This window comes from Actinomadura gamaensis, from assembly GCF_042652125.1.
GTDB classification, from domain to species: Bacteria; Actinomycetota; Actinomycetes; order Streptosporangiales; family Streptosporangiaceae; genus Spirillospora; species Spirillospora gamaensis.
Map to the genome: position 1 here is coordinate 157,281 of NZ_JBHSIT010000008.1, position 18,216 is coordinate 175,496.

Annotated in this window: 15 protein-coding genes and 1 tRNA gene; 5 read left to right on the plus strand and 11 right to left on the minus strand. The window is 72.6% G+C overall.

The genetic code is table 11. From position 1 onward, the window contains the following. The first annotated feature begins 76 nt into the window (after positions 1–76). The 4 genes from ACFPCY_RS26515 to ACFPCY_RS26530 are packed head-to-tail and all read left to right on the plus strand — an operon-like array spanning position 77 to position 7,797. On the plus strand, positions 77–3,415 hold the full coding sequence (locus ACFPCY_RS26515) for an FtsX-like permease family protein (RefSeq protein ID WP_378259546.1): 3,339 nt from the start codon (positions 77–79) through the stop codon (positions 3,413–3,415). After that, positions 3,412–6,057: an FtsX-like permease family protein gene (locus ACFPCY_RS26520; protein ID WP_378259547.1), complete on the plus strand. Its 2,646-nt coding sequence runs from the start codon at positions 3,412–3,414 to the stop codon at positions 6,055–6,057. The genes ACFPCY_RS26515 and ACFPCY_RS26520 overlap by 4 nt, the downstream gene beginning before the upstream one ends. Next, a complete protein-coding gene (locus ACFPCY_RS26525) occupies positions 6,054–6,998 on the plus strand; it encodes an ABC transporter ATP-binding protein (protein WP_378259548.1) in 945 nt (314 codons plus the stop codon). Before ACFPCY_RS26520 ends, ACFPCY_RS26525 begins: the two co-directional genes overlap by 4 nt. After that, on the plus strand, positions 6,991–7,797 hold the full coding sequence (locus tag ACFPCY_RS26530; RefSeq protein WP_378259549.1) for an ABC transporter ATP-binding protein: 807 nt from the start codon (positions 6,991–6,993) through the stop codon (positions 7,795–7,797). The genes ACFPCY_RS26525 and ACFPCY_RS26530 overlap by 8 nt, the downstream gene beginning before the upstream one ends. Positions 7,798–7,822: 25 nt before the next feature. Here ACFPCY_RS26530 and ACFPCY_RS26535 read toward each other — a convergent pair whose 3' ends face one another. Next, positions 7,823–8,866 carry a D-alanyl-D-alanine carboxypeptidase family protein gene (locus ACFPCY_RS26535; protein ID WP_378259550.1) on the minus strand — a complete coding sequence of 348 codons (1,044 nt, stop codon included), beginning with the start codon at positions 8,864–8,866 and terminating at the stop codon, positions 7,823–7,825. A gap of 610 nt (positions 8,867–9,476) precedes the next feature. Here ACFPCY_RS26535 and ACFPCY_RS26540 point away from each other — a divergent pair. Next, positions 9,477–9,549: transfer RNA gene (locus ACFPCY_RS26540), tRNA-Arg, on the plus strand. A gap of 135 nt (positions 9,550–9,684) precedes the next feature. On the opposite strand, the gene ACFPCY_RS26545 is transcribed toward ACFPCY_RS26540, so the two are convergent. The 10 genes from ACFPCY_RS26545 to ACFPCY_RS26590 all read right to left on the minus strand — a co-directional run bounded on the left by ACFPCY_RS26545 (position 9,685) and on the right by ACFPCY_RS26590 (position 18,195). After that, positions 9,685–11,073: a tyrosine-type recombinase/integrase gene (locus ACFPCY_RS26545; protein WP_378259551.1), complete on the minus strand. Its 1,389-nt coding sequence runs from the start codon at positions 11,071–11,073 to the stop codon at positions 9,685–9,687. Positions 11,074–11,096: 23 nt separating this feature from the next. Then, the gene (locus tag ACFPCY_RS26550) at positions 11,097–11,294 is read right to left on the minus strand and encodes a helix-turn-helix transcriptional regulator (RefSeq protein WP_378259552.1); all 198 of its coding nucleotides are present in this window, start codon (positions 11,292–11,294) and stop codon (positions 11,097–11,099) included. A 99-nt stretch (positions 11,295–11,393) separates the two neighbouring features. Continuing rightward, positions 11,394–13,376, minus strand: a complete 1,983-nt coding sequence (locus ACFPCY_RS26555; protein WP_378259553.1) for an ATP-binding protein — start codon at positions 13,374–13,376, stop codon at positions 11,394–11,396. Then, the gene (locus ACFPCY_RS26560) at positions 13,373–14,299 is read right to left on the minus strand and encodes a bifunctional DNA primase/polymerase (RefSeq protein ID WP_378259554.1); all 927 of its coding nucleotides are present in this window, start codon (positions 14,297–14,299) and stop codon (positions 13,373–13,375) included. The genes ACFPCY_RS26555 and ACFPCY_RS26560 overlap by 4 nt, the downstream gene beginning before the upstream one ends. Next, positions 14,296–14,646, minus strand: a complete 351-nt coding sequence (locus tag ACFPCY_RS26565) for a hypothetical protein (RefSeq protein WP_378259555.1) — start codon at positions 14,644–14,646, stop codon at positions 14,296–14,298. The genes ACFPCY_RS26560 and ACFPCY_RS26565 overlap by 4 nt, the downstream gene beginning before the upstream one ends. Continuing rightward, a complete protein-coding gene (locus tag ACFPCY_RS26570) occupies positions 14,643–14,831 on the minus strand; it encodes a hypothetical protein (protein ID WP_378259556.1) in 189 nt (62 codons plus the stop codon). The genes ACFPCY_RS26565 and ACFPCY_RS26570 overlap by 4 nt, the downstream gene beginning before the upstream one ends. After that, positions 14,828–16,429 carry a DNA cytosine methyltransferase gene (locus ACFPCY_RS26575; protein WP_378259557.1) on the minus strand — a complete coding sequence of 534 codons (1,602 nt, stop codon included), beginning with the start codon at positions 16,427–16,429 and terminating at the stop codon, positions 14,828–14,830. Before ACFPCY_RS26575 ends, ACFPCY_RS26570 begins: the two co-directional genes overlap by 4 nt. Further along, a complete protein-coding gene (locus ACFPCY_RS26580; protein ID WP_378259558.1) occupies positions 16,426–16,815 on the minus strand; it encodes a hypothetical protein in 390 nt (129 codons plus the stop codon). The genes ACFPCY_RS26575 and ACFPCY_RS26580 overlap by 4 nt, the downstream gene beginning before the upstream one ends. Before the next feature lie 133 nt (positions 16,816–16,948). Then, positions 16,949–17,176, minus strand: coding sequence for a hypothetical protein (locus ACFPCY_RS26585; RefSeq protein WP_378259559.1), 228 nt, complete (start codon positions 17,174–17,176; stop codon positions 16,949–16,951). Continuing rightward, positions 17,173–18,195, minus strand: coding sequence for a DUF5131 family protein (locus tag ACFPCY_RS26590; protein ID WP_378259560.1), 1,023 nt, complete (start codon positions 18,193–18,195; stop codon positions 17,173–17,175). Before ACFPCY_RS26590 ends, ACFPCY_RS26585 begins: the two co-directional genes overlap by 4 nt. Positions 18,196–18,216: the final 21 nt, after the last annotated feature.

The following is an 18,216-nucleotide window of genomic DNA, read 5'->3' on the forward strand; positions in this document are numbered from 1 at the left end:
TGAAGGTTGCGGTTTGTCCAAGAAACGATGACAGGGACTTGTGGCACGGTTCACGTTCACCTGATCATCGGCGTCTATGTGGCATCCGGGGCTGGTACTGCGGCGGATGGCCGGCGACCGGACCCTGGTCTCGGCGGCCTGCGCCACCGCGCTGTTCGCCACGACCGTCCTCGCGGCCCTCGTCGGCTACGCGGGCGCGGTGACGCGCGACGGCCTGCACCGCACGCTCGCGCGCGACGCGCAGATCGGCGCGACGGTCGTGGTGACCGTCCTGCCCGGCCAGAACGCCGAGACCGGCAGGCAGCTCGACGCCTCCCTCCGCCGGACGTACGGGGACATCCCGTACCGGCTGGAGACGACGGCGCACAGCGACACCTACACGCTGCCCGGCCAGGAGCGCGCCCAGCATCCCGAGCTGACGAAGTTCGCGACCTACTCGGGCATCGAGCAGCACGCGAAACTGACGTCCGGACGCTGGCCCGCCGCCACGTCCCACGGCGTCGCCGAAGCCGTCCTGCCCAGCGCCGCCGCCCGCTCGACGGGGCTGAAGCCGGGCGCGGTCTTCACCGTCCACGGACGCGTCGACAGGACCTCGGCCGTCAAGGTGCGGGTCGTCGGCACGTTCGACGTGCTCCGCCAGGACGACTACCTCTGGCACCGCGACCGGCTCGTCACGACCGGCGCCGACCAGCAGAACTACACGACCTACGGGCCGCTCGTCCTGACGCCCGAGGCGTACCGGGCGCGGTTCGCCGCGGCGGGCGGCGACGTCACGTGGTTCGTCCGCAACGACCTGTCCCACCTGGACGTCTCCGGCCTCCGGGCGCTCGGGCACCGCATGCAGGACGCGACCACCTCGCTGCGCAGGTACGGCGACGGCACGACCTTCGCCGTCACCACCGACCTGCCGCAGCTCGCCGAGCAGCTCGCGAGCGCCGTCCTGGTAGCGCGCTCCACCATGTTCGTGCCCGTGCTCCAGCTGATTTTGCTTGCCGGGTACGCGTGGCTGCTCGTCGCCAGGCTCCTCGCCGACCACCGCCGCACCGAGCTCGCGCTCATGCGCACGCGCGGTGCGGGAATGCGGCAACTCGCCGGAATCACCGTCGCCGAAGGGTTCGCCGTAGTCCTGCCCTCCGTGCTGATAGGGCCGCTGCTCGCGGATCCGCTGCTGCGGCTCGCCGGGCACGCGCCCGCCGTCAGGGCGACGGGAATCCGGCTGTCCGCCGGCTCGCCGAGCACGCTCTGGACGGTCGCGGGCATCGCCGCGCTCGCGTTCGTCGCCGCCGTGACCGTCCCGACGCTGCGGGCCGTCCGGGGGACGTTCGTGGAGACCGAGGCAGCGATCAGCCGCGGCCGGCGCAGCGCGTGGGCGGGCACCGGCGCGGACCTCGCGCTGCTCGTCGTCGCCGGGCTCGGCGTCTGGCAGCTCACCCGCTACGGCAGCACGCCGCGCGTGTCCGGCGCGGGCGGGGTCGACCCGTTCATCGTGTCCGGTCCCGCGCTCGCGCTGCTGGCGGGCGGCGTGCTGATGCTGCGGCTCGTCCCGGTCACCTCGCGCGTCGCCGAGCGGTTCACCTCGCGCGGACGCGGCCTCGCCCCCGCGCTCGGCGCCCGGCAGGTCGCGCGGCGTCCGCTGCGGTACGCGGGGCCGGCGCTGCTGCTCGTCCTCGCGATGGCCGTCGGGGTGCTGTCCGCGACGACGATGGGCACGTGGCGGCGCTCGCAGACCGAGCAGGCCGACTTCCGCGCCGCCGCCGACCTGCGCGTCAACGAACCGTCCGGCGACGTCGCGCTCGGCCCGCTCGGACGCGGCGCACGCTACGCCTCCCTGCCCGGCGTCACGAAGGCCCTCCCCGTCACGCGGCGATCGGCCAGTTACGGCAACGCCGAAGGCTTCCTGCTCGCCACCGACATCCGCAACCTCGGGGACGTGCTGCGGGTGCGTCCCGACCTCGCCCGAGCGCTGAAGCTCGGCACGCTCGCCGCCGCGCGGCCCGCCACGCACCTGGTCCCGCTGCCCGGACGGCCCGCCAAGCTGGCCATGGACCTGCGGCTGACCGCGGCCGGCTCCGCCCCGCCGCTGCCGCCCGACGCCTACTTCGCCCCCTGGGATCCGTACGCCGCCACCTACGAGGTCACCGCGATCCTCCAGGACGCGCGCGGCGTGGCCCACTCGATCGACTTGACCGGCCTCAAGGCGGACGGCAGGACCCGGACCTCCACGGTGGACGTCACGTCCCTCGCCGGCCCGGACGGCGCCATCTCCTACCCGCTGTCGCTGCGCGGCCTGCGCTGGTCGGACGGCGACAACCCGCTCCACGGCCCCCTCACGCTGGAGGTGCTCGGCGCGCGCGGCGAGGGTCCCGGAGGCGGCCCGGCCGCGCTCCCGCAGGGCGCGAACTGGGACCTGTGGTGGGACGACGGCACCGGACCGGGCGCGAAGATGGGGAAGGTCACCGCCACGCAGCGGCCGAACGTGCTCCTGACCTCCTCGATCCCGGCGACCGTGCTGTCCGGCTTCCCGCCGGGCGCACCGACCGCGCGGGTGAACATGTTCGTCGCGCGCGCCGACGCCCCGCCGCACGACAACGAGCAGTCGGGCGCGATCGCGCCGCTCCCGGCCGTGACCGGCGTCATCGACCGCGCCCTTGCCGACCAGGCGCACGCCAGGGTCGGCGACACCGTCCAGGTCCACCTCGGCACCGGCCAGCAGCCGATCAAGGTCGCCGCGATCGTCCCGGCGCTGCCGGGGCTCGACGCCGGGACCGGCGGCGCGCTCGTCGACCTGCCGACGCTCGCCGACCGCTGGCAGGCGGCCGGGGCGTCCTCCGACACCGGAGCGAACCCGGACGAATGGTGGCTCTCGGTGCGCGACGCGCGGACGGCCCCGGCCGCCGCGCAGCTCCGCGACCACGACGCCTGGGGCGACGTCGCCGCCGACCGGGTCCAGCTCCGCCGGGAGCTGCGGGACGCGCCGCTCGCCGCGTCCCTCCAGGGCGCGCTGCTGCTCGGCTTCGGCGCCGCGCTGGCCTTCACGCTGATCGCGTTCACCGTGAACGCCGCCGTGGCCGTCCGGGAGAGAGCGCGCGAGTTCACCGTGCTGCGCGCGCTCGGCCTGCACCAGCGGCAGGTGTCCGGGATGCTCGCGGTCGAGCAGGCGATCCTCGTCGGGCTCGGCCTGGCCGGCGGGCTCGTGCTCGGGCTCGTCGTGGCGCGGCTCGTCGTCCCGCACATCGTCCTGACCGTCCAGGCGTCCAAGCCCTACCCGCCGGCCGAGCTGGTCGTCCCGTGGCTCGCGGTGGCGGGCCTCGCGGCCGGGGTCGCGGTGATGCTCGGCCTTGTCCTGGCGGTGGTGATCCGGGTGCTGCGAAGGCGCGGCCTCGGCGGTGACCTGCGCGCGGGGGAGGACCGATGAACGGGCCCCGGCTCCGGCTCGCCCGGACGCACTGGGCGGCGCTGCTCGCGGTGACCGTCATGGCGGCGGTCACGACCGCGCTCGCCGTGGTGTTCCCGGCGCGCGCCGTCCACGGCTACGACCGGGCCGCGGCGGGCCTGCTCGGCGGCAGGGACGCCTCGGTGACGGTGTCCGGCGAGGCCGGCGGTCCGATCGGGCTCGGCATGTTCCCGAACCCGGCCGGCATGGCGCCCCAGGGCGACACGTGGCACGGCATGATGCCCGCGCGGCTCGCCCGCGCGACGCAGGGCGCGGACGCCTTCGCGTTCGCCTCCGGCGCCCGCATCGCGCGGCCGGCCGGGCAGCGCCCCGCCGTCCTCGGCCTCACCGCCAACTCGGAGCCGACCGGTCCCTACCGCGCGGTTCAAGGGCCCGCCTACCCGGACCCGGCCCGTCCGGAGATCGCGATCACCCCGGAGACGGCCGCGCAGTTCGGTCTCAAGATCGGCTCGGTCGTCCGGTTCGACCACGGCGCGGCGCCGATCGACCTGACCGTCTCCCAGATCATCCGGCCGAACGACCCGGGGGACGGCTACTGGGCGGCCCGCGGATCGACCGTCAACCCGCACGTCGAGGTGAGTGGCAACGGCAGCGAGGTGCTCGTCGGCGGCGCGCTGATGAACTCCGCGGCCTACTCGCAGTTCCTCACCAGGTACAACGGCAAGTTCACCTACACCTGGCGCTTCCCGCTGAATCCGGGCGGGATCACGGCCTCCGGTATGCCGGACCTGTCCCGCGACCTCGACCGGTACCGGGTCGCCGTCGCCGGACGGCAGGACATCTTCCCCTGCCAGGTCCAGACCCCGCTGGACACGCGGATCAAGGACTTCGTCGGCCAGTACGCCACCGCCCAGGTGATCACCGGGCTGGCCTTCAGCGGCCTCGCCGCCGTGCTCGTCGGCGCGCTGCTGCTCGGGCTGGCGCTGTTCACCGAACGGCTGCGCGGCGCGCTCGGCGTCATGCGCGCGCGAGGCTCCTCGCTCTTCCAGCTGTGCCGGACGGTCGGCTGGCTGACCGCGCCGACGCTGCTGCCCGGAGCGGCGATCGGCTACGGCGCCGGGCTGCTCGTCCATGCCGGGCCAACGCAGATCGTCTCCGCCTACCTGGCGGCGATCGTCGCGGTCCTCGCCGTGGGGTTCCCGTGCGTGCTCGCCGCGCGCTGGAACCGCGGCGCGACGCTCACGACGCGGCGTCCGGAGACGGTCACGCCCAAGGCGTCCCGGCGGCGGCTCGTGCTGGAGCTGCTGGTGCTCGCCCTCGCTGTGATCAGCCTCGTCGTGCTGCGCCGCCGCGGCCTCGCAGCGCAGGCGCAACTCGGCGCGGATCCGCTGGTCTGGGCCGTCCCGGTGCTGCTCGGCGTCGCGTCCGCGCTGATCGTGCTGCGCGGCTTCCCCTGGCCGCTCCGGCTCGCCGGACGGCTGTTCGGACGCGGCCGGTCCATGGTCGGATTCGTCGGGTTCGCCCGCGCGTCCCGGCAGCAGGTCGTGACCGCCCTCCCGCTGGTCGTGCTGCTGCTCGCCGCGGCCGTCGCCGGGTTCGGCGCGACCGTGGACGCCGCGCTCCAGCGCGGCCAGGGCACCGGCGCCTGGTACGCGGTCGGCTCCGACGCCCAGGTCACCGCCACCCAGTTCGACTACCGGCTGCCCCAGTGGCTGAGATCCGTGCGCGGCGTGACCGCGGCCGTGCCGCTCCGGTCGATCCCGGACGCGAGCGTCGGCGGCGCCGCGGGCGAGGGCAAACCCGAGGTCACCGTGCTCGCCGTCGATCTGAACGCGCTGCGGGCCATCGCGGGCGGCGCGGCCCGGTTCGTCCCGGACGCGCCGTCCGACCCCGACGCGATGCTGGTGTCCCCCGCGGCCGTCCAGTACGTCGGGACGAAGCCCACGACGCTCAACTGGTTCAACAAGGTGCTGCCCGTCCGGCCGGCGGGGATCGTCAACCGCTTCCCCGGCCAGGACGCCACCACCCCGTACGTGATCATCCCGTACCAGCGGCTCCGGGACATCGACTCGTTCCCGACCAGGGTGTTCGTCCAGGGACGCGGCATCGACCGCGCCGCGCTCGACCGGACCGCGCGGAAGGCCGTGCCCGACTTCGCGGCCAACTCGATCGGACCGTCCTTCATCCGCTACCAGGGGGACGTCGAGAAGCAGCTCAAGCAGGGGCCGATGGTCCGGGTCGTCCACCAGGCGTTCGCCGACTGCGCGCTCATCGTCGTCGTGTACGGCCTGCTGTCGGTGCTGCTCGTCCTCCTCGTGGGCGCGCGCGAACGCGGACGGGCCATCGCGCACCTCGAAGTCCTCGGGCTGAGCCGCGCGCAACGCCGGACGCTCGCGCTCATCGAGATCGGCCCGGTCGTGCTCTGCGCCGTCCTCGGCGGATGGCTCGTCGGCATGCTGCTGCCGCGCCTGACCGGACCCGTGGTGAACCTGCGTCCCTACACGCTCGGGTTCGCGGCGTCCAACCACGCCGTCGAACCCCTGCACCTGGCCGCGCTGGCCGCCGTCCTGGCCGTCGCCGGGCTCGCCGCGGTGCTCGTGGACCGGCTCTTCGACGCCCGCCACCGGCTGGGCGAAGTGCTTCGAACGGGGGAGGAGACATGACCGAGACCCCGAGCCTCGCGGAACTCGAACGCCGCGCGACCGACCGGGGCCCCGTCTACGGCGAGGGCGCGCACATCGTGTGCGACAACCTCGTCCGGATCTACAAGGCCGACGGCATCGAGGTCGTCGCGCTCCAGGGCCTCGACCTGCTCGTGGACCCCGGCGAGCTGATCGCCATCGTCGGCGCGTCCGGCTCGGGGAAGTCCACGCTGCTGAACATCCTGTCCGGACTCGACGTCCCGACCGCCGGGATCGCCCGCGTCGGCGGGATCGACCTGCTGACGATGAAGGCCGCGCAGCGCCTCACGTTCCGGCGCGAGAAGGTCGGGTTCGTCTGGCAGCAGACCGCCCGCAACCTGCTGCCCTACCTGACCGCCGAGCAGAACGTCCAGCTCCCGATGCGGTTCGCCGGGCGGTCCCGGCAAGACCGCCGCGCCCGCGCCGCCGAACTGCTCGGCGTCCTCGGCATCGGCGAGCTGGCCGGACGCCGCCCGGCCGAGCTGTCCGGCGGCCAGCAGCAGCGCGTCGCGATCGCCGTCGCCGTCGCCAACGAGCCGGACGTCCTGCTCGCCGACGAGCCCACCGGCGAGCTCGACTCCGCCACCGCCGAGCAGGTCTTCGACGCGCTGCGCCGCGTCAACGCCGAACTCGGCACCACCACCGTGATCGTCACCCACGACCCGCACGTGTCCGAGCAGGTCGAGCGCACCGTCGGCATCCGTGACGGCCGGACCAGCAGCGAGGTCCGGCGGCGCAGCACGGTCGACGCCGACGGCCGCACCGTCCGGGTCGCCGAGGAGTACGCCGTCCTCGACCGCGTCGGCCGCGTCCAGCTTCCGCGCCGCTTCATCGACGCGCTCGACATGCGGGACCGGGTCCGGCTGGACCTGGAGACCGACCACGTGGCCGTCCACCCGGCGGAGGAGGACCCCGGTGAGTGACCCGACCCCGACCGCCTCCGGACCGGTTCCGGCCGTCTCCGGCTCGGTTCCGGCCGTCTCCGGCTCGGTTCCGGCCGTCTCCGGGGCGGTTCCGGCCGCCTCCGATCCCATCCTCGTCGTCTCCGACCTCGTGCGGACGTACCGGACGGGCAAGGTCGAGGTGCAGGCCCTGCGCGGCGTCTCGTTCACCGTGCAGCGCGGGGAACTGGTCGTCCTGAAGGGCCGTTCCGGCTCCGGCAAGACCACCCTGCTCAACCTGATCGGCGGCCTCGACACCGCCGACTCCGGGACCGTCCGCCTGGACGGCCACGACGTCACCTCCCTCGACGAGGACGGCCTCATCCGGCTGCGCCGCGAGACGATCAGCTTCGTCTTCCAGTCGCACGGCCTGATCCCCGTCCTGTCGGCGGCCGAGAACGTCGAGGTCCCGCTGCGCCTGGCCCGCACCGCCCCCGCCGAGCGCGACAAGCGCGTCGAGACCCTCCTGGCCCTCGTCGGGCTCGCCGACCACGCCCGTCAACGTCCCTACGAGCTGTCCGGCGGGCAGCGCCAGCGGGTGGCGATCGCGCGGGCCCTGGCGTCGCGGCCCCGGCTCCTCCTCGCGGACGAGCCGACCGGCCAGCTCGACTCGGAGACCTCCCGCGCGATCATGCCCCTGCTCCGCGCCGTGATCGCCGCCGAGGGCGTCACCGTCCTGGTCGCCACGCACGACCCGATCGTCATCGACCACGCCGACCGCGTCCTCGCGATCACCGACGGCACCATCACCGAGGAGCCGCTCCCCGCCCGCGCCCAGTGATCGCTCGTCGGGTTCCGGTCAGTGCCTAGTGGTCGCTGTCGGTCCCGTACTCCCAATGCCAGGGCTCGAACGGGTTGCTGTAGGCCCAGGTCGGATGGAACCAGCCGTACTTCCCGGAGTTGGCCTTCATCCAGTTGAACTGGGTCGACCCCTGGTTCTCCACGCCGTCGCAGAGATCGACGGCCTGGCCCTTGCCGTGGTTGCTGGTGCCCGGAACCGCCGCGAACCCGGGCCGCTCCGCGTACACCCGGTGCTGGTCGGCCAGGCTCCGGTAGCTGGACGTCACGCACATGTTGTGCCCGAACCGGCGCCGGTAGGCCGCGTTCACCTTGTAGAAGGCCAGCGCCGCGTCCGCGCGCAGCTTCATGCCCTTCTGCGGCAGCGGGCAGAGGTACTTGTCCGGGATCAGGCCGTTCGGGAACTTGGTGGACTGCGCCGCCAGGCTCTTGTCACACCCCAGCTCCAGGCGCTTGTCCGGATCGAGCTTGCGCAGCATGCCCTCCAACTGCGCGGTGAGCTGCGCCGACTTCTGCTTCAACCCGTCGATCTGCTGCTGCAACCGGGTCTGCTCGACCGCGTTGTCCGCCTGCAACTCCTGCGCCGCCGACGCCAGCGCCTGCTTCCGCTTCTGCAACCGGTCCGCCTGCCCGATCAGGGCCTGCTGGGAGTCCGCCAGATGGTTCACATCGGCCGTGGAGCGCAACGCCGACATATCGCCACCCGAGCCGAAAACGGCCATGGAGCCGACGACTCCGGGCTGCTGGTACGAGGCGTTCGCCAGCCGCGACAGCGGAGCGCGGATGCGGTCGAACTGCGCGTCCGCCGCCGCGAGGTCCTTCAGCGTCGCCCGCAGCTTGTCCTGGGCCACGGCGAGCGCCCGCCGCCGGTCCTCCATCTGCCTCGTCGCCGCCTGCAGGTCCGTCCGGGCCTTGCTCGCGGCCTTCCGCAGCTGCTCGGCCGCGTCGCCGTCGCGGTCCAGGGCGCCGCTCGCCGCGGCACCGCTCGGTGACACCAACGTGACCACCATCAGGACCACCGCGGTCAGCACCGCCGACCGAGGAATCGGCACGTCCAGTTTCCTCCTGATGCCCGAAGCCGAAGAGCCGCAGGAACGCTACTACAGGTCAGGCGGTGATCAGGGCCTTACCGCCCGCCGTAACCGTGCCTCTCGCACCAGCGGCGCAGGATCGGGAAGTCTTGCCACCCCGGCGGGCACCCCGGCCGCTCCCGATCCGGAGGCCGCCGCGGTCTCCGCGAGGGCACCGGCGGCGACGACCTGGTCGCCTTCGGCCGGACGGACCGCTCCACCACCGGCGACCGCGTGGCCGGCTTCGGCTGAGGCGGCACATAACCGCCCACAGTGGGATTGCTCTCCGGAGACGCCGCGACCGTCGGCCGATCACTCACCGCCTCGGGCCGTCCCCCGGACACCCCGACCAGAACCGCCCCGGCCAACACCACGGGAACGGCGATCCCCCCGGCCACCAGCCACACCCGCCGAGGCGTCCGCCCGAGGCCGCCATCCCCGGGCCGCGCCGACCCACGATGCCGACCCACCACGGCACCGCACTGTACTCACCCCCGCCCCACCGGGCCTAGCCCCAAATCGGGTTCCACCCCGACCCCTCCCGTCCCCTACCCTGGTACCGCCGTCCGCTACGCTCTACGGCGAACGGCAAGCCTCCGTAGCTCAGGGGATAGAGCACCGCTCTCCTAAAGCGGGTGCCGCAGGTTCGAATCCTGCCGGGGGCACAAGGTCAAGCAGCGAAAAGAGGTCCCTGACCAGCGCGAACGCCGGTCAGGGACCTCTTGATCTATGCGGTTGTATGCGGCAGGGTGCGGCTGCATGCGGCTGGTTCTGCCCAATGCTTGCCCACGGGCGGGGGCTCAGGACTCGCGGAGCGCGGCCGAGATCCGCTTCTTGGCGACCTCGTCCTTCCCGTCGATGCACTTGGCGTAGATCCGCAGCAGGACTTCCACGCTGTGGCCGGCCCATTCGGCGACCTGGGCGGCCGGGACGCCTCCGTTGAGCCAGGTGGAGACGCAGGCGTGCCGCAGGTCGTAGGGGCGTTCGGCCAACGGGGATGCGGCCTGGGCCGCGGTCAGCGCGTCCGTTCGCGCGACCTGCCAGGACCTGCGGTATGTGATGTTGGGAAGCTCACCACCCCGCACGCCGTAGAACACGCGCCCGTCAGGGCCCTCGGTGAACTCCGCCAGGTGGCTCCGCAGGATGGTGACCAGCTCCGGCGGGCATGGGACGTGCCGGGCTTCATCGTCGGCGCGGTGCTTGAGTGCGCGCTCCTCTCGCAGCGCGCCGTCATCGGTCCAGTCGCGCCCGACGAACGGCGCCGCCTTGTACACGACGATCTCGCCCCAGCCGTCGGCGGGCTCTTCCTGCTCACCGGTCTCGGGATTGGTGACCAGCTCGGGAAGTGTGATGTGGTCACGCCGCAGGTTCACGACTTCCTCGGGCCGCAGGGCTGAGTAGTACATCACTGCGAAGAAGGCAACGAGACGCCTCCCGCTTCGAGGCTGGCGACCGACGGCGGCCAGCAGCGCACGAGCCTGGGCGTGGTTGATGACACGGCGCCGGTCCACCTCGCCGGTGATGCGCGGGGGTTTCCACTTCAATGCGCGCACGGGGTTGGAAGCCAGCAGGTCGAGTTCGACCGCGTAGTCCAGGGCGTTGGCCAGGATCATCCGGTGCTTGCGGGCGGTGGTCGCGGCGGCGCCGGTACCGTCCAGCTTCGAGGTGGCGGCGTCCAGCGCGGCACGTGCGGTCTCTTCCTCGGCGAGAGCCGAGACCGGCTTGGTGCTATCGGCCAGCCACGCGAGCGCTTTGGCCACGTCGTCGGGCGCGTTCGCCCGGTTTTTGGTGTTGTATCCCCAGCGCCGCATGGCGGCGCGCAGGCGCTTGTCATCGGGCTTTCCGCGTCGGCTCGTGAGCAGCGCCGGAGTGATCGCGGTGAGCGCACGGGCGATGTCATCGCGGTACCGGCCGGATGCGGGCTTCCATTTCATGTCCACGTACTTGCAGGCGAAGTCGTACCAGCTCATGTCCTGCTTGTCCTTGCGCCCCCAGGACACCGGTTCGCCGGTGGCGAGGCTAAACGCCTCGCCGTTGCGCGCGGCCGTGATCAGGCTGCTCCGGTAGGAGTCGGCTTGCGCGTCCTTCGGGAAGCTGCGCTTCCACTCGGGCAGGTTGTCGGTCTTCCAGCGGACGCGGTACGAGGTGGCCTTGCCTGCCTTGTTCCGGCGGACTTCGGTCTTGAACACCCGGACCTTGTAGGTAGTGCGCATCAGGCCGCGACCTCCTGGCGGGAATCGAGCCAGCGTTCGTAGTCGGCGGGCCGGATTCGAAGCTGCCCGTTCGGAATCTTGATGCAGCGCGGGGCCGTGCCCTTGGCACGCCATTCATAGAAGGTGCGCTGGGTGATCCGAAGGTTGTCGCAGAACTCGTCCACGGTCAGCATCCGGTCGGTGGAAGGCTTCTTCATCCTCGGGCCTCTTTCTCGGGACGTGATCGGTTGGTCGGTCGCGGGCGCCGTGCTTGGTGGCTGAGCGCCCTGGCTTCACGGGTCGAATCTGAAAATGGGTCAGGTGGCTGCGTGGGCTGCCCCGATGGGCGGTTCCGGCTGGCAGTTGGGGTGTGTGGTCTGGCCGAGTTCGACGAGCGTCATCGGCTGTCGGCAGACGGCGCAGGTGCCGACATCGGAGGGGTAGTGCATTTCAGCGTCCACAGCGTCCCCAGCGTCCGCCGAGGGCTGTTTCCGCTGGTCAAGGGATTGAGCTAGGCGGACGCTGTGCGGGGGGCCAGCGTCCGCCTGAGCGTCCACAGCGTCCGCCTGGCGGGGTTCGGCGGACGCTGTGGACGCTAGGTGGACGCTGGGGGGACGCTGCGCAAGCCTGCTAGCGTCCGCCGTGTTGTGGCTGGTCAGGTCAGGTTCAGGGGAGGGGGTGGACGCTGTGGACGCTGGAATGCGTCCCCTCTCCGATGTCGGGGTCAGACGGTAGATCCGCTGCCGCTTGGGGCGGGGGCCGCGGCCGGTGTCGTCCACGTCGATGCCGACGTGGCGGAGGGCGGGGGCGAGGCGTTTGATCTGGCCTCCGGCGCGGGTGGCGTCTTTGGGCCATTTCTTGGGCAGGCGTTCGGGGGTCGGGACTTGGTCAAGGATCTCTTGGGCGGTGGCGGCGATCCCTTCGGGCCCGGCCTGGTCTACCAGGGCGATGAGGGCTTGGGCGAAGGGGTCGCCGTCCAGGACGTCGGCGACGGCGTCGCGGGCTCCGGCGGTGTAGGTGTCCAGGGTGTGCCAGCCGGTGACGTGGTCGGTGGCGGCCAGCACGCGGGCGAAGTCGGCCATGCGCGGCCGGTGGGTGAGTTCCACGTCCGGCAGTGCCTTGAGTACCTGGGCCAGCAGGTCGAACAGGGAGGCGAGGATGGCGGGGTGGGCGTCGCGGTAGGCGGCGTCCAGTTCGGCTTCCTCGCGGCGGGCGTGGTCGGGGATCAGGTTCAGTTCGAGGGTGAGGAGACGCTCGGCGAGGTCGCCGGCGAGCGCTCCGGCGTCGATGGTGGTCAGGGCGAGCACGCGCCGGAATTCCAACACCACTACGTCGTCGTCGGAGTACAGCGCGCGGTCCACCATGCCGTCGCCGGTGACCGCGCGGCACAGCGCGTCGCTGAGCCAGTCGGGGATGAAGGAGATGTTGTCCAGGCACAGCGCCCAGGAGTTGAACGCCTGGGTGGCCCAGGACTTCAGGTCGCGGGGCGCGGTGCGTTTGGGTGCGCCGGACGGGTCGATGATCCCGATGACCATCTGCGCGGACTTGGACTTTCCGGTGCCCTGCTCTCCCCGAAAGGTCAGGATCGGGTGCGGCAGGTCCGGGATGAACGCGGCGACCAACCAGGCAACCAGCAGGTGGAAAGCGTCCTCATCCAGGTTCAGCAGCGCGCCGAGCCGGGCCAGGCCGTCGCCGTCGCGGACCGGGTCGGGCAGCGGCTTCATGGCGCCCGACCGGCGGAACAGCACCGGGGAGCGCGGCACGCGCTGCCAGCCGGCCGGGGTGATGACCACGCAGCGGCCGTCGGGGGTGCCCAGGTCCACCACCACGCCGTTCCCGTCGCCGGGGTGGATGCTGTCGGGAGTGCGCGCGGCGCGCAGGTGCGGGGTGTTCAACTCGGCGGTCTGGGCGATGCCTTCCAACACCGTCATGGCGTCGGCCTGGGCGGACTGGGAGAAGACGGCCTGGTTCTGTTCGTCGTTGTAGATGCGGGCGAGCTGGGACCGCAGCCCGTTCTTGCCGCGCAACGGCAGCGCGACGTTGGGGCCGTCGATGGGCACGGCATAGGGGCGGCCGTCCCCGGACACACAGAAGGTGAACCGGTCTTTGGCGATCTTGACCAGGATCGCGGCCTGGGACGGCCCCTTGTCTTCCTTGGCGACGTGCCGCCCGACGATGTCCGCAGCGGTAGCCGAGCTGTCGGCGCGGGCGTCGGCGGCGGGTTCGGGCTCGCTGTGGGCGGCGGGTGCGGTGTTGGCGGGTTGGGGCTCGGTGGACGGTTGCTCGGCCGGGGCGGTCATGCGGCGCCTCCGTGGGCGGTCATGGCGCGGGCGGAGTCCAAGGTGTGTTCGGTCTCGCTGTCGCCGAGGCCGACGTGGTGGGCGGCGTCGGCGAGCGCGGCGCGGGCCGCGCCTTCGTCGAACAGGCCGCGGTCGGCGTGTTCGTACATGCGACAGGCGGCCCAGTACAGCCGGTTGTTGCGGTCGCCGGTGGTGGCGGCCAAGACGGTGTTCACCAGCGCGCACAGCACCCGGAACGGGCGCCCGCCCTCGGCGGGCACGGCCGGTCGCTGCGCCGGTCGATGGCGGGCGGTGTGCTGTCCGGGGCGGGCGCGCAGAACGTTGGTGAGCCAGGACGGGGCGGTCAGGACGGGGGCGGTGGAGTCCACCGGGGTGTACCGGATGCCGGTCTGGTGCAGGGAGCCGGGGGCGACCACGTAGCCGCCCTGCCCGGCGGCGCCGCGCACGTCGATGCCGTCGGGCAGGGCGCCCGGACTGTTGCCCAGGGGCCCGTCGGCGGGTTGGGCGAAGTAGAAGTGACGGCCCTTGGCGGTATCGACGGTGAAGGTGGCCGGGACCTGCTCGCCGAGTGTGTGGGCGAAGTCGGTGAACGCGCCGGGCCGGTCTTCGTCGATCACCAGCAGTCCGGACGGCTTGCACGCGATCCCCAGGTTCCGGGGCCCGCGCGCCAGGTCGCGGCCGATGGCGGCCGGGTCGCGGGTGGCGCGCTGGCTCCACCGGCCGACCGGGTGTTTGCCGCGGTCGCCGTCGCAGGGCGCGTCGGGCCGGTGCGCGCCGACGCAGACGGGCAGGGCCGGGTGATCGACGGTGAACACGTACATGCCGCGGGCGATCAGCCACCGGGCCACCACGGCGGCGTCGGGGCCGGGGACGGCCTCGGCGAGGTCGATCGGCCGGTGCGGGTGCGGGGTGCGGGTGCTCATGCGGCGTCCTGGTGGGGAGTCTGCTGCTGGCGCCAGGCCGCCGTGATGGCGGCCTCCAGGCAGGTCTTGTGGACGGGCCGACCGGCCTCGGTGAAGTGCGCGGTCCGGCCGCAGAACCGGCACAGGTCAGGGCGGGCACCGCGCCAGGCCGGCCCGCACTGCGGACACGCCTGGCCGGGGTGGACCGGGACGGCGCCGGGGCGAACCTGGGTCCGGTTGGTGCAGCACAGCAGGCACCCGCCCTCGGGGTGCGTCAGCATGCGCTTGTCCTTCCAGTCCAGCCAGGGGCGCCCGTTCTGCACCTTGTAGGTACGCCCGGCCACGGTGACGAGCTGGACGGCGGTCATACGGGCACCTCACACGCGTCGGGCCCGGTGGTCTTGGGTTTGCGCAGTCCCCGGAAGGGCCGAACGGTCAAGGTGCCGTCGGCGCGGCGGATGAGGACGTTGCGGGGTCCGCCGCCCTTGCCCCAGCGGGCCAGGACGACGACGGGGTGTCCGCGTTCGAGGTAGGTGCGTCCGATCATGGTCATGCGGCCTCCGTCCGGGGCTGGGGGGCGCGTTCGAGGTCTTGGCCGGTGATGGCTTCCACCAGGGCGGAGACGATGACTTCGGCGGCGGGTGGGGTGACGGCGTTGCCGAGCTGGCGGACCTTGGCGCGCTTGGAGGTGCCGCAGATGGTGTAGTCGTCGCGGAAGGCCATGGCGCGCTGGATCTCGTGGGGTTCGAGCATCCGGAACCGGACGTCGTCCAGGTCGATGTCGGTGGTGATGCCTGAGGCCAGGGCCCAGCGGTCGCGGGTGGGTTGGGCGCCGACCGGGGCGGTGACGGGGCGGGCGTAGCCCTTGCCGTTGTAGGGAACCAGCAGGTGTTCCCACGGGGCGAGCGGTTCGGGCAGGGTGAGGCCGTGGTGGTTCCCGCCCGCGGTGACGGTGTGCAGGGGCTGGCCGATGTCGCGGGCGCGTTCCTTGTCGCCTCCGCCGCGCATCGGGACGATGAACGGCAGCCAGGCCAGGCCGGTTTCGTTGCGGGCGGTCTGGGTCCGCAGGGGCGCCGCGGCGGGTGCGGCGGTCTTGCCGGGGCGGCCTTCGACCGGAACCAGCAGCGGCGGCACGGCGAGGCCGTCGTTCTCGCGGGTGGTTCGGGTCGGCATCGGCGCGGTGACCGGCAGCGCGGTGTCGCGCCAGGTGCCGCCCGCCGGGGTGAGCAGCGGGACGGCGTACTTGCTGATGCCGACGCGGATGCGTGCCAGGGTGGCGTCTTCCAGCGGCTCCTTGCCCAGGTCGGCGCGTTCGCCGATGCGGGCGGCGGGCAGCGTCCAGTCGATCGCGGCCAGCGCGGGCAGCGCTTCGGGTTCGACGATCTGGCCGCGGCAGGTGTGGCGGGGGCACTTGTAGACGTACTGGCCGTGCCGGATGCCGTAGCGGCCCATTTCGTTGCGGGGGTTCTTGAACACCTGGACGGCGTCGATGACCTGATCGCAGGACGGGCACCATGCCTGGGGGCGCAGCCACTTGTCGAAGTCGGGGCGGGGCAGCTTGTCCAGCCAGTACGCCAGGTACAGCCGGTCGCGGGACTGCGGGGCGCGGGCGGTGCGGACCGGCCGGACGTGCATGCTGTTCAGCGCGATCAGCCGGGTCCGGTAGCCGAGGGCTTGGATCTCGCCGAGCCAGCGGTGCCATTCGGCCCAGCGGCGGCACTGCACCACGTTCTCCACCACCCCGGCCAGCACGGGCCGGCCGCGCAGGTGCCAGTGCGCCAGGTAGCGGGGGATTTCCTCCATGAGCTTGCGGGCGCGCAGCGTCTGCGCGTCGGCGGTGGCGGGGTCGTCGGGCATGCCGGGAAGCGCCTGGAAGGTGGACTTGTCGAAGTCGCGCTTCTTGCCGCGGGCGTCGGTCCAGGGCGGGCAGGCCGGGGACGCCCAGAACAGGTCCGCGCGGGCGAACCGGACGATGTCGGTCTTGGTGACGTCGCCCAGGATGTGATCGACGTCGGGGAAGTTGGTCCCGTGCGTCTCCAGGGCGAGCGGGTTGTGGTTGGCGGCCTGGACCGGCTCGACACCGGGCACCTGCGAGGCGCCGTCGGTCGATCCGCCTCCGCCGGCGAACTCGTCGTACAGCGTGACCGTCACACCGCACCCCCGTCGGTGCCGTCGGTGCCGTCGGCGGTGAGCGGGGACACCATGCCCTCGGGGTCCAGCAGGAACAGGTGGCCGAACGGGCAGGACCACAGGTCGGCGAGGTGGTCGGGGTCGATGGCGTGCCAGCGGGTGCCGACCGCGCCGCATCCGGCGGTCGGGCAGTCGGGGCCGTCCAGGACCGGCCAGGACGTGGCCGGGGTGGTCCAGGCGTCCTGGCAGGCGGCGCACAGCCAGACCAGGACCGGGGCGCCGTCGGTCAGGCGGTTGGCCGAGGCGATCCAGCGGACGCGGCGGTCGGTGCGGCAGGTCGGGCAGTCCGGGAAGGCCGGTGACGGCCACTGTTCGGAGGGTGGGCGTCGCGGAGGGTTGTGCGTCATGATGGTGGGGCTCCTTCTAGGTCTCGGGCGGGCCTGGCTCGTTCGGGAACGTGATCGGTTGGGGCAGGACCCCCAGCGGCGTGCTTGGTGGCTGACCGCTGGGGGTCGCTCCGTCTTCGGGTAGGGGCCGCAGTCAGGCGGCGTCGTGTACGGCCGTGGTCTCGGCGCGGACGAGGGCGCGGATCTGCTTTTCGTGCTGGGGCAGGATCTCGGCGAGCGCGACGCGCGCGACGTTCTGGTAGTAGGGCAGGACGTTGCCGGGGCACGGCGTCCCGTCGGCGCCGCATCCCTCGTGGGCGTCGTCGTCGAGGATGTCGGCGAGGGTGTCCACGTACTCGGCGGGCACGTCTTCGGGCTTCATGACGAGGCTCCTTGGCTCAGGCCGGGGCGGACGGTCAGCGGCGCGGGGAACGCGTCGTGAGTACGGCCGTCCAGGACGCGCCCGGCACGATGTTTGGTCAGGCGCTTCATGCGGACCGCATCGGCGGGCGCGAACACACCGACGCGGGGCGAGTGGGTACGTCCGCGCTGGTCAACCAGGACGATCGGGCCGTGCGGCTGGTCCTCGGACGCGGGGGCGAACATCCCCCACTGCTTGAAGAAGAACGGCACCTGCGCGCCGTCGCACTGAGCGCGCAGCGACCGGAACCAGTCGGGGTGTGCGGGGCGGGCAGCCGGGCCGGACTCGCCTCCGGCGATCACCCAGTCGATCCCGTGGAACCGGCGCTGGCAGCAGCCGCCCGCGTGGACGAACGAGGCGGTGAGGCCGTGCCCGCGCTCGCTGCCCATCGTGCGGACCGCCTGCGTCAGGTCGATCGGTCCCAGCAGCGGTTCGGCCGACAGGAACCGGACGGCGGCGGAGGTGTTCAGCAGGGCGGGGACACGGATGTCGGCCCACTTCTGGTTCTCCACCGACACCCCGAGCCAGACGTTGGGCAGCGGCCACGCCCACGCGGTGGTGCCAGCGGCGCCGTAGTCGGTGGCGGCCAGGGCGCGGACGGTGTGCGCGAAGTCGGGCAGGTTCAGCAGGGTGCGCATGCGGGCGTGCCGCTTGGTGAGCACCTGGAAGGTGTGCCGGGGGCTGGCGGCCATCACGGCGAACACGCGGGCGATGTAGTCGGCGGGCACGCCGGTGTGGAACAGGTCGGACATGGAGTTGACGAAGATCCGGCGACCGCGGCGCCAGTGCAGCGGCTGGGTGAGCTTGGCGGGGCGCAGGGTCAGGTCGAAGCCGTGCTCGAAGTGGTGGCCGGGGACGTCGCGGAAGCGTTCGGCGAAGGTGGCGGCGTAGCAGTTGGTGCAGCCGGGCGAGACCTTGGTGCAGCCGGTGACCGGGTTCCAGGTCGCGTCGGTCCATTCGATGCTGCTGTGGTCGGACATGGCCAGTTGTCCTTCGGGTCG

What these genes read in the sequence shown, in the direction of transcription:
- ACFPCY_RS26555 (WP_378259553.1), bottom strand. Translation starts at nt 13,376, where the DNA reads ATGACCGCCCCGGCCGAGCAACCGTCCACCGAGCCCCAACCCGCCAAC.
- ACFPCY_RS26515 (WP_378259546.1), top strand. Translation starts at nt 77, where the DNA reads ATGTGGCATCCGGGGCTGGTACTGCGGCGGATGGCCGGCGACCGGACC.
- ACFPCY_RS26520 (WP_378259547.1), top strand. Translation starts at nt 3,412, where the DNA reads ATGAACGGGCCCCGGCTCCGGCTCGCCCGGACGCACTGGGCGGCGCTG.
- ACFPCY_RS26560 (WP_378259554.1), bottom strand. Translation starts at nt 14,299, where the DNA reads ATGAGCACCCGCACCCCGCACCCGCACCGGCCGATCGACCTCGCCGAG.
- ACFPCY_RS26585 (WP_378259559.1), bottom strand. Translation starts at nt 17,176, where the DNA reads ATGAAGCCCGAAGACGTGCCCGCCGAGTACGTGGACACCCTCGCCGAC.
- ACFPCY_RS26590 (WP_378259560.1), bottom strand. Translation starts at nt 18,195, where the DNA reads ATGTCCGACCACAGCAGCATCGAATGGACCGACGCGACCTGGAACCCG.
- ACFPCY_RS26550 (WP_378259552.1), bottom strand. Translation starts at nt 11,294, where the DNA reads ATGAAGAAGCCTTCCACCGACCGGATGCTGACCGTGGACGAGTTCTGC.
- ACFPCY_RS26580 (WP_378259558.1), bottom strand. Translation starts at nt 16,815, where the DNA reads ATGACGCACAACCCTCCGCGACGCCCACCCTCCGAACAGTGGCCGTCA.
- ACFPCY_RS26565 (WP_378259555.1), bottom strand. Translation starts at nt 14,646, where the DNA reads ATGACCGCCGTCCAGCTCGTCACCGTGGCCGGGCGTACCTACAAGGTG.
- ACFPCY_RS26570 (WP_378259556.1), bottom strand. Translation starts at nt 14,831, where the DNA reads ATGACCATGATCGGACGCACCTACCTCGAACGCGGACACCCCGTCGTC.
- ACFPCY_RS26525 (WP_378259548.1), top strand. Translation starts at nt 6,054, where the DNA reads ATGACCGAGACCCCGAGCCTCGCGGAACTCGAACGCCGCGCGACCGAC.